This window comes from Lentzea sp. NBRC 105346 (assembly GCF_030269605.1).
GTDB lineage: Bacteria > Actinomycetota > Actinomycetes > Mycobacteriales > Pseudonocardiaceae > Lentzea.
On record NZ_BSTQ01000021.1, the window covers coordinates 33,954 to 49,466 of the forward strand.

A 15,513-nucleotide genomic window follows, 5' to 3' on the forward strand; every position below is an offset into this window, starting at 1 on the left:
GTCGGGTCAGGCCACTGCCGGTGAGTGCTGGGCGGCCAGCTCTTCCAGTGCGGCCGCGCGGTAGGCCTTGACCGCCGCGTCGCGCGCGGCGGGAGTCCAGCCGAGGGGGCCGCTGATCAGGTCCGCGACCTGGTCGAGTGCGGCGATCCCGCGGCAGGGGTGTTCGATCGCGATCCGGGTGCGCCGGCACAGCACGTCGTCGAGGTCGAGCGCGCCCTCGTGGGTGACGGCGTAGACGACCTCGGCCGCGAGGTACTCGCCCGCCGCCTCGATCGGGGCCGCCAGCGCCCGGTCGTGCTCGATCATCGCCAGCAGGTCGGTGGTGGCCGAGCCGTACCGGTTGAGCAGATGCTCCACTGTGGACACCGGTAGGCCCGCACGTGCGGCGATGCCCGCCCGGTCGGCCCACAGCTCCTGGTAGCCCACGGCACCGCAGATCGGCAGCCGGTCGGTCAGCGACGGCGCCACCGCCTGACCGAGCCCGTGGGCCGCAGCGTCCACGACATCGGCCGCCATGACCCGGTACGTCGTGTACTTGCCGCCCGCGATGACGAAGTAGCCGGGTTCCGGCTCGGCGACCGCGTGTTCCCGGGACAGCTTCGCCGTCTCACCGGAGGCACCGTCCAGCAACGGACGCAGGCCCGCGTAGCTGCCGACGATGTCGTCCAGGGTCAGCGGGTCGCGCAGCACGGCGTTGACGTGCTGCAGCAGGTACTCGATGTCCTCCGACGTCACCGTGGGGCCTGCGGGGTCGTCCTCCCACGGCGTGTCGGTGGTGCCGATGATCCAGTAGCTGCCCCACGGGATCACGAACAGCACGCTCTTCTCGGTGCGCGTGATCAGGCCGGTGCCGAGCTCGATGCGTTCGCGCGGCACCAGCAGGTGCACGCCCTTGGACATCCGGACGCGGAACGGCACGTCCTGGCTCAGCTCACCGGTCCACACGCCCGTCGCGCCGATCACCCGGCGCGCCCGCACCTCGTGCGTCTGACCGGACAACACGTCCTGCACGCGGGCGCCGGTCACCACACCGTCGGTGCGCACCAGAGCGGTGGCCTTGACCCGGCTCAGCACCGTGGCGCCGTGCTGGGCGGCGGTGCGCACGATGGCCGTGGCGAACCGCGCGTCGTCCATCTGGGCGTCGAAGTAGCGCACCGCGCCGGTCAGGGCGTCCGGCCGCAACGCCGGCGCCACCTCCAGCGCCTTGCGGCGCGACAGGTGCCGGTGCATCGGCAGCGCGCCCGCACCGCCGATGCTGTCGTACAGCAGCACGCCCGCGCCGACGTACGCCCGTTCCCACGCGCTGTTCAACGGGAACAGGAACGGCACCGGCCGCACGAGGTGCGGCGCCAGGCGGCGCAACAGCAGGCCGCGTTCCTTGAGCGCCTCGCGGACCAGCTTGAAGTCCCGCTGCTCCAGATAACGCAACCCGCCGTGGATGAGCTTGCTGGACCGGCTCGACGTGCCCGCCGCCCAGTCGTGGGCTTCGACCAGCGCGACCTGCAGGCCGCGCGAGGCCGCGTCCAGGGCGGCGCCCGCGCCGACCACGCCGCCACCGATGACGAGAACGTCGAACTCGGTGTCGTCGAGTGAGGTCAGCGCCGCGGCCCGCCGAGCCGGATCCAGCCTTGCGAACACCAGGTGCTCCTTTCGTTCCTAGCGGACGTCGTCGTCGACCCAGTCGAACGACTTGGTGACTGCCTTCTTCCAGTTCCGGTACACGCGTTCACGCTCGGCCGCGTCCAGCTCCGGCTGCCAGCGCTTGTCCTCGGCCCAGTTCGCGCGCAGCTCGTCCAGGCCCTTCCAGTAGCCCACCGCGAGCCCGGCCGCGTACGCCGCACCGAGCGCGGTGGTCTCCGCGACCTTCGGCCGCACCACGGGAACGTCGAGGATGTCGGCCTGGAACTGCATGAGCAGCTCGTTCGCGACCATGCCGCCGTCGACCTTCAGCTCGGTCAGCGGGACACCGGAGTCGGCGTTCATCGCGTCCAGCACCTCGCGGGTCTGGAACGCCGTCGCCTCCAGCACGGCACGGGCCAGGTGGCCCTTGTTGACGAACCTCGTGAGGCCCACGACCGCGCCACGGGCGTCCGCCCGCCAGTACGGCGCGAACAGACCGGAGAACGCCGGCACGAAGTACGCGCCACCGTTGTCCTCCACCGACCGCGCCAGCGTCTCGATCTCCGGAGCCGACCCGATGATGCCGAGGTTGTCGCGCAACCACTGCACCAGCGAACCGGTGACCGCGATCGAGCCCTCGAGGGCGTAAACAGGGGCCTCATCGCCGATCTTGTAGCAGACCGTGGTCAGCAGGCCGTTCTTCGACGCGACCTTCTCGGTACCGGTGTTGAGCAACATGAAGTTGCCGGTGCCGTAGGTGTTCTTCGCGGTGCCGGGCTCGTAGCAGGCCTGGCCGAACGTCGCGGCCTGCTGGTCGCCCAGGATGCCCGCGATCGGCACGCCCTTGAGCACACCGCCCGGACCGCCGGTGCCGTAGACCTCCGAAGAGGAACGGATCTCCGGCAGCATCGACAGCGGGATGCCCATCTCGGCGGCGATCTCCGCGTCCCACTGCAGCGTGTCGAGGTCCATCAGCATGGTCCGCGACGCGTTGGTCACGTCGGTGGCGTGCACACCGCCGTTGGGGCCACCCGTGAGGTTCCACAGCGTCCACGTGTCGGTGTTGCCGAACAACAGGTCACCGGCCTCGGCCCGCTCGCGCGCGCCCTCGACGTTGTCGAGGATCCAGCGGATCTTGGGGCCGGAGAAGTAGGTCGCCAGCGGCAGGCCCACCTTCTCGCGGTACCGCTCGGCGCCTCCGCCGAGGGCGCCGAGCTCCTCGACGATCGCCTGGGTGCGGGTGTCCTGCCAGACGATCGCGTTGTACACCGGCTCACCGGTGTTCTTGTCCCATACGACCGCGGTCTCGCGCTGGTTGGTGATGCCGACGGCGGCGAGGTCGCCGGTGTTGAGGTCCGCGGTGGCCAGGGCCTGGCCGATGACGAACCGGGTGTTCTCCGAGATCTCCTTCGGGTCGTGCTCCACCCACCCGGCGCGCGGGAAGATCTGCTCGTGCTCCTTCTGTCCCACCGACACGATCGAGCCGGAGTGGTCGAAGATGATCGCCCGCGTGCTGGTCGTGCCCTGGTCGACGGCGAGAACGTACTGGGTCATCCTGCGTCCTTTCGAGGAGTGGTCAGAACACGAGCTGGGAGATCACACCGGCCAGGGCGCCGCCGACGAGCGGGCCGACCACCGGCACCCACGCGTAGCCCCAGTCGGAGTCCTTCACGGGCTTCTCCGGTCCGGGGTTGGCGTCGTCACTGCGCGCACCCACTCCGACACCGACCGCGACGGAAGCCTTGTAGTGCAACGGCAACAGCGCGTGTGCGATGCGCGGGCCGAGGTCACGGGCCGGGTTGATCGCGTAGCCGGTCGGACCACCGAGCGAGGCGCCGATACCGACGACGAGCAGCGCCGCGGCCAGCGGGCCGAGCTGGTTCGGGGTGTGCCCGAACGCCAGGATCACGAACACCAGCACGAAGGTGCCGATGATCTCAGTGACCAGGTTCCAGCTGTAGCTGCGGATCTCCGGGCCGGTGGAGAACACGCCGAGCTTCTTGGTCTCGTCCGGCTCCTCGTCGAAGTGCTTCTTGTACGCGAGGAAGGCACCGCATGCGCCGAGGAAGGCGCCGAGCATCTGGCCTGCTACATAGACGATCGTCGCCATGGCGGTGACGGGGACACCGGGGGCGAACTCCTTACCACCGCTGGTGATGATGCCCAGCGTGACCGCGGGGTTGAGATGGGCGCCGGACTTGTACGCCACGAACACACCCGCGAAGACGGCGAGCCCCCAGCCGAAGTTGATCAGCAGCCAACCGCCGTCGATCCCTTTTGACTTGGTGAGCAGCACGTTCGCCACGACACCGGCACCCAGCAACAGGAGTGTTCCGGTTCCGAGGACCTCGCTGACGAAGACTTCTCCGAGACCCACGCTTCCTCCATTCGTCCTTGAACGGCCGTGCGCTCACGCTCTGCGACTTCCGGTGAGCGAGGCGGAACGTAGCTTCGGCGTAATCCACCGTTCAACAGGAGCTGTTCGACAATGTCGACACCGTGACCCCGGCCACACCCGACCTGCGGGTAGGTACGGGCGGCCGACAAGGCCTTCCTGGGGTTTTTGCGTGCTCAAGCGGTTCGGTACGTGTTCGACATTGCCGACAACGACCCGCTCGATTACGTTCCCAGCCGTGCCGGGTCCCATCCAGTCGATCGAACGCGCCGCCGCGATGCTGCGGCTGCTGGCGCGCGGCTCGGGTCACCACGGTCTCACGGAGATCTCGGATTCGCTGGGTCTGCCGCGGGGCACCGCGCACGGGATCCTGCGCACCCTGCAACGGGTCGAGTTCGTCGAACAGGACCGGGCGACCGGCCGTTACCGCCTCGGTGCGGCCCTGTTGCACCTCGGCACCAGCTACCTCGACGCCAACGAGCTGCGGTCCCGGTCGATCAACTGGGCGGACACGCTCGCCGCGCGCAGTGGCCAGGCCGTCCGGATCGGCATGCACCTCGACGGCGCCGTGCTCGTCGTGCACCACGTGTTCCGGCCCGACGACACGATGCAGACCCTCGGCATCGGCGCCATGCTGCCGCTGCACGCCACCGCGCTCGGCAAGGTGCTCGCCGCCTACGACCCCGACCTGTCCGCGGCGATCCGCAGCCGCGAGCTGACGTCGCTGACCCGCCGCACCATCGTGCGGCCGGCGGCGCTGGAACGGGTGCTGGCCGAGGTGCGGTCGGCGGGCTGGGCCGGTGAGGCCGAGGAGTACATGCCGGGCGAGGCCAGCATCGCCGCGCCCATCCGAATACCCGGCGGCCTCGTCGTGGGAGCGATGGGAATATCCGGTGCCGTGGACCGGATATGCGACACCGCGGGCCGCCCGCGGCCCGCACTCGTGAGTCAGGTGTTGCAGGCCGCCGAGGCCGTGACCCGCGCGCTCGCCGCCGAGAGTTGAGGTCCTCGCAGAACTTCCGCCGCCACAGCAAGGGACTCCTGACCATGGTTCAACGGTTCGTCATGGCGATCGACCAGGGAACCACGTCGACGCGCTGCATCCTGTTCGACCACAACGCCCGCCTGGTCTCCGTCGCCCAGCGCGAACACCGCCAGCACCACCCCCGGCCCGGCTGGGTCGAGCAGGACGCCGTCGAGATCTGGCGCAACGTCGACCGGATCATGCCGCAGGCGCTACGCGACGCCGGGATCTCCGCCGACCAGGTGGCGGCGCTGGGCATCACGAACCAGCGCGAGACGGCCGTCGTGTGGGACCGGCACACCGGTGTCCCCGTGGGGCGGGCGATCACGTGGGAGGACATCCGCACCGAGTCGCTCATCGCCGAACTGGAGGCCCGGCCGGGCATCGACCAGGTCCGCGACCGCTGCGGCCTCCCGCTCGCGACCTACTTCTCCGCGCCCAAGCTGAAGTGGTTGCTGGACAACGTTTCCGGTCTGCGCGACCGCGCGGAACGCGGCGACGTCCTGTTCGGCACCATGGACAGCTGGCTGATCTGGAACCTCACCGGCGGTGTCCACGGTGGACTGCACGTCACGGACGTGACGAACGCGTCGCGCACGATGCTGATGAACCTCAGCACCCAGAAATGGGATCCGGAGCTGCTGGCGTTCTTCGACATCCCGCAGCAGATGCTGCCGGAGATCCGGCCGTCGACCGAGATCCGCGGCCGGACCGTGCGCGTCGTGCCCGGCATCGAGATCGCCGCCGCGCTCGGCGACCAGCAGGCGGCGCTGTTCGGTCAGACGTGCTTTGCCAAGGGCGACACCAAGTGCACGTACGGCACCGGCAGCTTCCTGTTGATGAACACCGGCAACACGCTCGTCCGGTCGCAGCACGGCCTGCTGACGACGATCGGTTACCAGCTCGGCGGCGAGCCCGCGACGTACGCGCTGGAGGGGTCGATCGCCGTCACCGGTTCGCTGGTGCAGTGGTTCCGCGACAACCTGGGCCTGATCCACACGGCTCCCGAGATCGAAACCTTGGCCCGTACCGTGAAGGACAACGGCGGGTGCTACATCGTGCCCGCGTTCTCCGGACTGTTCGCTCCGCACTGGCTGCCGCGGGCCCGCGGTCTCGTCGTCGGGCTCACCTCCTACATCACCAAGGGACACCTGGCGCGCGCGGCGCTCGAGGCGACCGCGTGGCAGACGCGTGAGGTCGTCGACGCCATGAACGCCGACCTCGGCGTGCCCGCGCAGCGGTTGCGAGTGGACGGTGGCATGACCGCCGACCACCTGCTGATGCAGTTCATCGCCGACGTTCTCGACGTGCCCGTCATGCGCCCGCTGGTCGCCGAGACCGTGTCGCTCGGCGCCGCCTACGCCGCCGGTCTCGCCGTCGGATACTGGCCGGATCTCGAGGGTCTGCGCCGCAACTGGCACCTCGCCGCCCGGTGGACGCCACAGATGGACCCGGCGCACCGCGACGAGGAGTACGCGAACTGGAAGCGGGCCGTCGAGCTGACGTTCGCCTGGGCCAAGTCGGGACGGAAGACGAACTAGCTGCCGCGGACGTCACAGCAAAGAACGTTGCGGCGTCCGCCTCGTCACGCTATCTTGGGGTCATCCCCCTGTGGATGTTGGCGATTGCCTCCCACAGGATCCTCACGCCGCAGCGCCCCCCTTTCGTGGCGCGCGTCGCGCATCTCGGTTCCGTGTTTGACCACGGACCGCTTCTGTCCGGAAAGGACACAACCCCATCATGACCGCAACATTGTTACCAGCAAACGAAAAAACCGAGGTGCCGACGCCAGTCAGCGGCATCCTCGACATCCGAGACCACAACGCTTACCTCCGCACTCGCGGCTACCTGCCCGGCCCGGACGACGTGTTCGTGCCACAGTCACTGGTTGCGCGCCTCGGCCTGCGCCGGGGCGACCTGATCACCGGCACCGCCGGCATCGCGAAGGGCAAACGCCGGCCGTTGGTGCGGGTCGACGAGGTCAACGGCCACGCGCATGCCTTGGGACGCCCCGAATTCAACGACCTGATGCCCGTGCACCCGACCGAGCGACTCCGGCTGGAGACCCGCCCCGACGATCTGACCACCCGCGTCATCGACCTGGTGATGCCCGTCGGCAAGGGCCAGCGCGCACTGATCGTCGCGCCACCGAAGGCGGGCAAAACCACTGTGCTGCAAGCGATCGCGCACGGCATCAGCAAGAACAACCCGGAGTGCCACCTGATCGTGGTGCTGGTCGGGGAACGTCCCGAGGAGGTCACCGACATGCGCCGCGGTGTGCCCGGCGAGATCATCGCCTCGACGTTCGACCAGTCCCCCGCCGACCACATCGCGATCGCCGAGCTGGCCATCGAACGGGCCAAGCGCCTGGTCGAGGACGGCCGGGACGTGGTGGTGCTGCTCGACTCCCTGACGCGGCTCGGCCGTGCCTACAACCTGGCCGCGCCCGCGTCCGGCCGGATCCTGTCCGGCGGCGTGGACTCCAGCGCGCTGCTGCCGCCCAAGCGGTTCCTCGGCGCGGCCCGCAACGTCGAGGGCGGCGGCTCACTGACCATCTTCGCCACCGCGCTCGTGGAGACCGGTTCCGCGGGCGACACGCTGATCTTCGAGGAGTACAAGGCCACCGGCAACGCCGAGCTGAAACTCGACCGCAGGCTCGCGGGCAAGCGCGTCTTCCCGGCCGTCGACATCGACCAGTCCGGCACCCGCCGCGACGACCTCCTGCTGTCGCCTGAGGAGCTGGCCATCACCCAGACGCTGCGCCGCGCGCTCGACGGCCGCGACATCGACGTACTGCTCGACGGTCTGCGCAAGACCCGCACGAACCACGAGTTCCTGACCGGGCTCAGCCGCTAGCGAGCACGCCCCGTGCGGCCGTCAGCAACGTGCGCGCCTCGGGCAGTTCGCCGTACAAGAGGTGTTCGGCCGCGGCCTGTGCACACGCGACGGCCTGCGGAGCCCCGTTTGCCCTGGTGAGCGCCACGCGCAGGAGGTCGAGCGCCCGTTGGGTGCCGCCGTCGCCGGGCGAGTCGGCCCGGATCTCGGCCAGCGCCTCGCGCAGGGCCACATCCAGGTCGCCGGTGGGGTTCCGGCGCGGGCGTCTTCGCGGCTCGTCCGTCGGGGCGGCCGGCTCTGCTCTCGCCATGCGCGACGAGTACCCCGATCGGCGCAGTTCAACCTCGGCGCGCCCACGCCCGCACGCAGCTCGCCCAGCATCTGCCCAACCTCACGGCACGCGCGGCGTCAGCGGCGGCGTCGGCCCACGCGTGGCCGCGCACAGCCCGTCCAGCAACCCCTCGCCTCAGGTCCGCCTGCCGACACCAGTGCGCAGCTCGCCCTCGACGCGCGACATCAATGGCGATGCCGGCCCACCCGCGCCCGCACGCAACCCGTCCAGCAACCCTTCGCCTCAGGGTCGGCTACCCACGCCAGTGCGCAGCTCACCGAGCCGCCCACCCTCAACCCGCGGCGTCAACGGCGGAGTCGGCCCACCCGTGCCGTCACGCAGCCCGTCCAACAACTCCTCAACCGCCTCGGTAGCGGTGAACCGCGGCACCCACCCGAGCTCGGCCCGCGCCCGCCCGGCATCCATCACCGGCAGCCGCAACATGGCGTCGAACAGGTCCGGATCCGCGGGCACCGCGTGCAGATGCCAGGCAGCGGCCAGCGGTACGCGCAAAGCCCACCGCGGCAGCCGCACAGTCCGCGCGCCGAGGATCCGAGCGAGCACCGGAGCGTCGAGAACGGGTTCCACCGCGAGATTGAACGCGCCGCGAACATCCTGAGTGGCCGCCAGCAGGTAGGCCGAAGCGGCATCGTCGGTGTGCATCGCCTGGATCCGCAACCCGTCCACGTCGGGCACCACCGGAACGTGCCGGGTGATGCCGCCGGGGAACAGTGGCCCGAGGAACAACCGGCGCTGCTCGGCGGCCGACTCCCGTTTGAGCAGGAACGCGGGCCGCATCCGCACCACGCGTACCGACGGGTGCCGCGGCTCGAACGCGTCGAGGTAGCGCTCCAGGTACGCCTTCTCCCTGGTGTAGGACGCGGCGGGCCAGCCGTGGGTCGGCCAGCTCTCGGTGACCGCGCGGTCCTTCGGGCCGGGCGAGTAGGCGCCGACCGACGAGGCGTACACCAGCGCGGGCACCTGGGTGCGGGCCACCGACTCGAAGACCCGGATGCCACCCAGCACGTTCGTCCGCCACGTCGTCACCGGGTCCCGCGCCGGCTGCAGCAGCCAGGCGAGGTGGATCACCACGTCGGCTCCACCCACCAACGGGTCGAGGTCGGCCACGCCGATGTCCGCCTCGGCCCACTCGAGTTTGGGACACGACCACGAGGGCTTGCGGCGCGCCAGCCCGAGGATCGAGCCGACGGCCGGCTCCGAGCTGAGCGCCCGCACCACGCTCGTGCCCACGTTGCCACTGGCCCCCGTCACCACGATCCGCAGGTTCATGCCACTCGGCTACCCGCGTCCGGGCACGTCAACCTCACCATTCGACCGGCAACGACCTCAGCCCAGGGATCAGTTGCCCCTCGACGAATTCGAGGGAATCCGGCGGCACCGCGAACCGCAGCCGCCGCGCGAGCGCGCCCATCGCCACCCGCAGCTCCATCCGGGCGAGCTGAGCGCCCACGCACGCCCGATTGAACGTGGCGAACCGTGCCGTCGTCAGTGTTCCGGCGATCAGCCCGGTGTGGCTGGTTCGTCATGGCTGCCTCGCACCTCTCGAATACGTGTCCACAGTGGACTTGGCGGCGCATTCATGGTGATCTTCCCGCTACCACGGTCGCCTCCGATGGCTACCAACGACAACCGCGAACACCGCCGTTACGGCACGACGTATGCGCACATCCCTTGCCGCACATCGGCAGCCTGCCCACAATCGACAGCGTGTCTGCCTCTCGCGCCTGCCTTCATTGCGGCACAACGGTTCCCGCTGAGACAGCCCAGCCGGGCCGCAAGCGCCGCTACTGCTCGGACGCCTGTCGTCAGGGGGCGTACCGGCAACGTTTTCATCCAGGTAAGAGCCACGCCCCGCTGCCGGCCGGGGCGATGCGGCCGCCCGTCCACATCGACCGGTTTGTCGGGCGCGACGAGGAACTCGCGCAACTGGAACAACTGCTCGGCGCCAATCGGGTCGTGACCGTGATCGGAGCGCCGGGTTGCGGGAAGAGCCGGCTGGCGGCCGAGTTCGCCCGGCGCATCGGATCCCGCCGCCGCGTGCTGTGGTTCGACGCCGCGCAACCCGGTCAGGTGGGCGCGCTGAGCCGGCTCGCCTCCGGCACCCCGACCGGCGAAGCCGACCTGGTGGTGCTGGACGACTGCGAGGCACACGTCGCGACCCTGGCGCGCGCCGTCGACAAGTGGTCGGCCGGCGACCGTGAGATCGGTTTCCTGGTCACCAGCAGGGAGAAGCTGCGGTTGCCAGACGAGGTCGTGGTCGAGCTCGACGGACTCGGCCACGCGGCCGCGGAGCTGTTCGGCGATCGGGCGAACCGTGGTCCCGCGACCACGCCCGCCATCGAGTCGGTGTGCGACCGGCTGGACGGCAACCCGCTCGCGGTCGAGCTCTGCGCCCAGTTCGCGCGGGTGTTCCCACCGGAGGAGATCCTGACCGTGCTCGAACCCAGCCTGCCCCTGCTCACCGTGGGACACCGGACCGCGCGCGAACGGCACCGTTCCTTCCGGTCCGCCCTGGACGTGAGCCATCGCCTGCTGACCGCCGACGAGCGGATCACGTTGCGCCGGCTGGCGGTGCTGTCCGGAGACTTCGGTCCCACCGAGGCCGCCGCCGTCTGCGCCGACATCTCCGAGCTCGTGCCCCGGATCGGCAGGCTGCTCACCACGTTGCGGGAGAAGTCGCTGCTGTTGCCGGCGCTGGGCCCGGAATCCGGCTACCGCATGGCGAAGATGATGCGCGAGTACGCCACCGAGCACCTCCGTGAGGCCGGCGACGAACAGCTCGCCGTCGACAACCTCGTCGAGTGGCTCGCGCTGATGGCGGACGAGCTCACCCGTGCCGTGGTGGTGTCACCGGCTCTGCTGGCCGTGCTCACCAGGCGGCTCGACGACCTGACCCACGCGCAGCAGTGGGCGGTCGAACACGGCGATGATCGCGGCGTCCCGCTCTGCACCGCCATCGCGGCAGTGCTCATCGAGCGGTTCGAGTTCGCGCGCGCCGGAGAGCTGGTGCAGGCCGCGTTGCGCGACGCACCCGACCGGCCACTGCCGCATGTCCAGGCCGCGCGGATCGCCAGCGGCCTCAGCGACCACGAGGACGCGCTGCGCCATGCCGCGCGCGCGTATGCGGCGGCCGAGCAGTGTGAGAGCCGGCCGATGCTGGCGGCCGCGTTGCTGGAGACCGGCCGCGCGCGGCTGCGGCGCGGCGAGTTCACCGCGGCCGAGGCCTGCCTGTCCCGCGGCGCCCACCTGAGCGACCTGCTCGATCAACCGCAGGGCGTCGCGGCGGCGTGGGAGAGCATGGCCCTGCTCGGGTTGTGGCGCGGCGACCTCGCCGACGCCGCGATCGTCGCCGCACGCACGGTCGCGGCTTACCACGAGCTGGGCGACGACATGGCGCTCGTCCGGGCACAACGGCTGTCGGCGGAAATCGCGCGGCGCAGCGGCGCCCCGGCGCCGTTCGGCCACGCCGTCCCGGACCAGCCCGGCCGGCAGAGCCGCGTGCCGGCCGCGTTGAGCAGCCGGCAGCGGCGGATCCTCGAGCTGGTCGGCGAGGGCCGGACGAACGGCCAGATCGCCCGCGCGTGCGGGGTCTCGGACCGGACCGTGGTCAACGAGCTCGCTCGCGCCAGGGCCGTGCTCGGCCTGCGGTCCCGGACGGAGCTCGCCGCGTGGGCGCGCCGCCGGTCGCCGCTAGGACCGGCCGGTGAGCTCATCCGCGCCGATGACGGGCGGAGCGGGTGAGGGTGTGAACTGCGCGGCCATGACGGCCCGCTGCCGATAGGCCCGCTGGCGACACGCGTTGGAGCAGTACCGCGTTGTGCGGCGATGCGCCATGCGTACCAAGAACGGCGGTCCGGCACGTCAGGGAACACCACACATCGCGTCTCAACCCGCGACGATGCCCCGCTCGATCGCCCCGGTCGCGAACGCGATGAGGTCCGCGGGCCGCACCCGGCTCGTCCGCGAGCCCTGCAACAACAGGTCGTCGGCGAGACCGATCAACGAGTCCCACACCCAGTGCGGCAGCGCCGGATCGTCGAGAAGCGTCTGCCCCGCGGCCTCGGCGGTCTCGGCAAGTGTCCGCGCCAAAGCGGTGATCGTCTTGCGATAAACCTTCACCGAACCGGTGGCCTCCTTGCCCCGCCGGCCACCCGCCAGCACCTTGGCCTCCCACTGCGCGGCCGACCGGCCGAACCGCCGCCACAGCTCGGTCACCTGCGGCTCGATCTCGCGCAGCACACCCGCGATGCCGAGCCCGCGGTCCACCTCCGCGAGCGTGCGGCGCAGGTCGTCGAGCCGCCGCTCCATCAGTGCGGCGAACACGTCCTCTTTGCCGTCGAAGTACTGGTAGACGGTCCCGGAGCTGACACCCGCGCCGACCGCGATGGCGCGCATGGTCAGGCCGGCGTACCCGTGCTCCTCGAGGATCAGTTCGGCCGACGACAGGATGTCCCGGCGCCTGCCCTCCGCGTCGCCCCACGCCGTGGTCTGCTCCGTACTCACCCGTGAAGCCTACATTGAACAACGTTCAGAAGCATATTGAACGTTGTTCGGTTTGGTTGCTACGGTGCCGGTATGCGTTGGAGGAGGTACGCGTGAACCACCTCGATCGGCTGGAGGCCGACAGCATCGACATCTTCCGCGAGGCGGTCGCGGAGAGCGAACGGCCGGTGCTGCTGTACTCGATCGGCAAGGACAGCTCGGTGCTGCTCCACTTGGCACGCAAGGCGTTCTACCCGTCGAAGCCGCCGTTCCCGTTGCTGCACGTGGACACCACGTGGAAGTTCCGTGAGATGATCGAGTTCCGCGACCGGACCGCGCGGGAGCTCGGGCTGGAGCTCATCGTGCACCGCAACCCGGAGTGCGTGGCGCTGGGCATCAACCCGTTCGACCACGGCTCGGCGCGGCACACCGACCTCTGGAAGACGCAGGGACTCCGGCAGGCGCTCGACAAGCACCGGTTCGACGTGGCGTTCGGCGGCGCGCGGCGTGACGAGGAGGCGTCCCGTGCCAAGGAGCGGGTGTTCTCCTTCCGCACCAGGCAACATCGGTGGGATCCGAAGAACCAGCGTCCGGAGCTGTGGCGGCTCTACAACACGCGGGTCGCGCCCGGCGAGAGCATCCGGGTGTTCCCGCTGTCGAACTGGACCGAGCTGGACGTCTGGTGTTACGTCGAACGCGAGCGGATTCCCGTGGTGCCGCTGTACTTCGCGAAGGAACGGCCCGTGGTCGACCGCGACGGCGCGCTGATCATGGTGGATGACGACCGCATGCCGCTCACCGAAGCGCCCCGGCAAGAACTGGTCCGGTTCCGCACGCTCGGCTGCTATCCGCTGACCGGTGCCGTCCGGAGCACCGCGCGGACCGTCCCGGAGATCATCGAGGAGATGCGCGCCGCGACGACCTCCGAGCGGCAGGGCCGGGTGATCGACCACGACCAGAGCGGGTCCATGGAACGCAAGAAGCAGGAGGGCTACTTCTGATGGAACTCCTGCGGTTCATCACCTGCGGCAGCGTGGACGACGGCAAGAGCACGCTGATCGGCCGGCTCTTGTACGAGTCCAAGCTGCTCTACACCGACCATCTCGCCGCGCTCGAAGCCGACTCGAAGCGCGTCGGCACCCGCGGCGACGACCTCGACTTCGCGTTGCTGGTCGACGGTCTGGCCGCCGAACGCGAGCAGGGCATCACCATCGACGTCGCGCATCGGTTCTTCGCCACCGAGGCCCGGCGGTTCATCGTCGCGGACACGCCGGGCCACGAGCAGTACACCCGCAACATGGTCACCGGGGCGTCCACGGCGGACGCCGCGGTGATCCTGCTCGACGCGCGCAAGGGCGTGCTCGCCCAGACCCGCAGGCACGCGCACATCGTTTCGCTGCTGGGCATCCGGCATGTCGCGCTCGCCGTGAACAAGCTGGACCTCGTCGGTTACTCCAAGGAGATCTTCGACAAGATCTGCGGGGAGTTCACCGCACTCGGCCTGGACTTCGCCGAGGTGACCTGTGTGCCGATGTCGGCGACCGACGGTGTCAACGTGGTCGGCCGCAGCGAGCTCACTCCTTGGTACGACGGGAAGTCCCTGCTGCAGTGGCTGGAGTCGGTCGAGATCGACGAAGCACCGGACGGGCCGTCGCGGTTCCTGGTGCAGTGGGTCAACCGGCCGGACGCCGACTTCCGCGGCTACTCCGGGCGCGTGCTGCGCGGAACGTTGCGCAAGGGCGACCCGGTCCGCGTGCTGCCCGGCGACCGGGAGTCCGTTGTGGACCGGATCGTCACCATGGACGGCGACCTGGCCGAGGCACCGACCGGGACGTCCGTGACCGTGGTGCTCGCCGACGAGGTGGACGTCAGCCGCGGTGACGTGCTCGCCGCCGCCGAGGACCCGCCCGGCACCGCCGACACGTTCCAGGCACACCTGGTCTGGATGGACGAGTCCGGCCTGCTGCCAGGCCGGCAATACCTGGCCAAGATCGGCGCCCGGACGGTCAACGTCACCATCGAGAAACCGTTACAGCTCAACGAGATCGCCGTCGCCGACGTGCACTTCGACACGCCCGTGCCGTTCGAGACCTATCGCACCAACCGCGATCTCGGGTCGTTCGTCGTGCTCGACCGGCTGACCAACGCCACCGTCGGCGCCGGCATGATCGACTGTGCGCTGCGCCGCTCGGCCAACGTGCGGTGGCAGACGCTGACCGTGGACAAGCGGGCCCGCGCCGAACGCAACGGGCACCGGCCGTGCGTCGTCTGGCTCACCGGACTGTCCGGCGCGGGCAAGTCGACCATCGCCGACCTCGTCGAGAAGACGCTGCACGCCGAAGGCAGGCACACCTTCCTGCTGGACGGCGACAACGTGCGGCACGGGCTGAACTCCGACCTCGGGTTCACCGACGCCGACCGCGTGGAGAACATCCGCCGCATCGCCGAGGTGGCCGCGCTGATGGTCCAGGCCGGGCTGATCGTGCTGGTCTCGTTCATCTCGCCGTTCCGCGCCGAACGCGCGCTCGCCAGGGACCTGGTCGAGGAGAACGAGTTCTGCGAGGTCTTCGTCGACACCCCCCTTTCCGTCGCCGAGCAACGCGACCCGAAGGGCCTCTACGCGCGCGCCCGGCGCGGCGAGCTGGCCAACTTCACCGGCATCGACTCGCCTTACGAGCCACCGGAGAACCCCGAGATCCGGCTGGACACCACGGCGCTCAGTCCGGAGGTCGCGGCAGGTGTCGTGGTCGCGAAACTCCGGGCGCTCGGCATCTGTTGAACGTTGTTCGAAATCCGCTATGTTCA

The 15,513-nt window shown here is 70.0% G+C and carries 13 protein-coding genes; 6 read left to right on the top strand and 7 right to left on the bottom strand.

The features are described from left to right. Positions 1-6: 6 nt before the first annotated feature. Genes QSK35_RS35830 through QSK35_RS35840 form a run of 3 tightly spaced genes read right to left on the bottom strand, consistent with a single transcriptional unit; the run spans position 7 to position 3,997 of the window. Positions 7-1,638, bottom strand: coding sequence for a glycerol-3-phosphate dehydrogenase/oxidase (locus tag QSK35_RS35830; RefSeq protein WP_285752147.1), 1,632 nt, complete (start codon positions 1,636-1,638; stop codon positions 7-9). 18 nt (positions 1,639-1,656) lie between these two features. Next, positions 1,657-3,174 carry a glycerol kinase GlpK gene (glpK, locus tag QSK35_RS35835; RefSeq protein ID WP_285752148.1) on the bottom strand — a complete coding sequence of 506 codons (1,518 nt, stop codon included), beginning with the start codon at positions 3,172-3,174 and terminating at the stop codon, positions 1,657-1,659. A 22-nt stretch (positions 3,175-3,196) separates the two neighbouring features. Next, positions 3,197-3,997, bottom strand: a complete 801-nt coding sequence (locus QSK35_RS35840; protein WP_285752149.1) for an MIP/aquaporin family protein — start codon at positions 3,995-3,997, stop codon at positions 3,197-3,199. Positions 3,998-4,253: 256 nt separating this feature from the next. Here QSK35_RS35840 and QSK35_RS35845 point away from each other — a divergent pair, with 256 nt between their 5' ends. The 3 genes from QSK35_RS35845 to rho all read left to right on the top strand — a co-directional run bounded on the left by QSK35_RS35845 (position 4,254) and on the right by rho (position 7,895). Then, positions 4,254-5,018 carry an IclR family transcriptional regulator gene (locus tag QSK35_RS35845; RefSeq protein WP_285752150.1) on the top strand — a complete coding sequence of 255 codons (765 nt, stop codon included), beginning with the start codon at positions 4,254-4,256 and terminating at the stop codon, positions 5,016-5,018. 44 nt (positions 5,019-5,062) lie between these two features. Continuing rightward, the gene (gene glpK, locus QSK35_RS35850) at positions 5,063-6,580 is read left to right on the top strand and encodes a glycerol kinase GlpK (protein ID WP_285752151.1); all 1,518 of its coding nucleotides are present in this window, start codon (positions 5,063-5,065) and stop codon (positions 6,578-6,580) included. A 211-nt stretch (positions 6,581-6,791) separates the two neighbouring features. After that, positions 6,792-7,895 (top strand): transcription termination factor Rho, encoded by a 1,104-nt coding sequence (gene rho, locus QSK35_RS35855; protein ID WP_285752308.1) that lies wholly within the window; start codon positions 6,792-6,794, stop codon positions 7,893-7,895. Here the strand turns inward: rho and QSK35_RS35860 are convergent. The 3 genes from QSK35_RS35860 to QSK35_RS35870 all read right to left on the bottom strand — a co-directional run bounded on the left by QSK35_RS35860 (position 7,885) and on the right by QSK35_RS35870 (position 9,676). After that, positions 7,885-8,184: a hypothetical protein gene (locus QSK35_RS35860; protein ID WP_285752152.1), complete on the bottom strand. Its 300-nt coding sequence runs from the start codon at positions 8,182-8,184 to the stop codon at positions 7,885-7,887. The genes rho and QSK35_RS35860 overlap by 11 nt on opposite strands. 264 nt (positions 8,185-8,448) lie before the next feature. Beyond that, positions 8,449-9,489: an NAD-dependent epimerase/dehydratase family protein gene (locus tag QSK35_RS35865; RefSeq protein WP_285752309.1), complete on the bottom strand. Its 1,041-nt coding sequence runs from the start codon at positions 9,487-9,489 to the stop codon at positions 8,449-8,451. A 40-nt stretch (positions 9,490-9,529) separates the two neighbouring features. After that, positions 9,530-9,676, bottom strand: coding sequence for a hypothetical protein (locus QSK35_RS35870; protein ID WP_285752153.1), 147 nt, complete (start codon positions 9,674-9,676; stop codon positions 9,530-9,532). Between the two features lie 257 nt (positions 9,677-9,933). On the opposite strand from QSK35_RS35870, the gene QSK35_RS35875 reads away from it, so the two are divergent. Next, positions 9,934-11,967, top strand: a complete 2,034-nt coding sequence (locus QSK35_RS35875) for an ATP-binding protein (RefSeq protein WP_285752154.1) — start codon at positions 9,934-9,936, stop codon at positions 11,965-11,967. Positions 11,968-12,111: 144 nt separating this feature from the next. Here QSK35_RS35875 and QSK35_RS35880 read toward each other — a convergent pair whose 3' ends face one another. After that, entirely contained in the window at positions 12,112-12,729 is a 618-nt protein-coding gene (locus QSK35_RS35880) for a TetR/AcrR family transcriptional regulator (protein WP_285752155.1), read from the bottom strand. A gap of 92 nt (positions 12,730-12,821) precedes the next feature. Here QSK35_RS35880 and cysD point away from each other — a divergent pair, with 92 nt between their 5' ends. Both cysD and cysC read left to right on the top strand, forming a co-directional pair. Next, positions 12,822-13,709, top strand: coding sequence for a sulfate adenylyltransferase subunit CysD (cysD, locus tag QSK35_RS35885; RefSeq protein WP_285752156.1), 888 nt, complete (start codon positions 12,822-12,824; stop codon positions 13,707-13,709). After that, positions 13,709-15,487: an adenylyl-sulfate kinase gene (gene cysC, locus QSK35_RS35890; RefSeq protein ID WP_285752157.1), complete on the top strand. Its 1,779-nt coding sequence runs from the start codon at positions 13,709-13,711 to the stop codon at positions 15,485-15,487. The genes cysD and cysC overlap by 1 nt, the downstream gene beginning before the upstream one ends. Positions 15,488-15,513 lie beyond the last annotated feature (26 nt).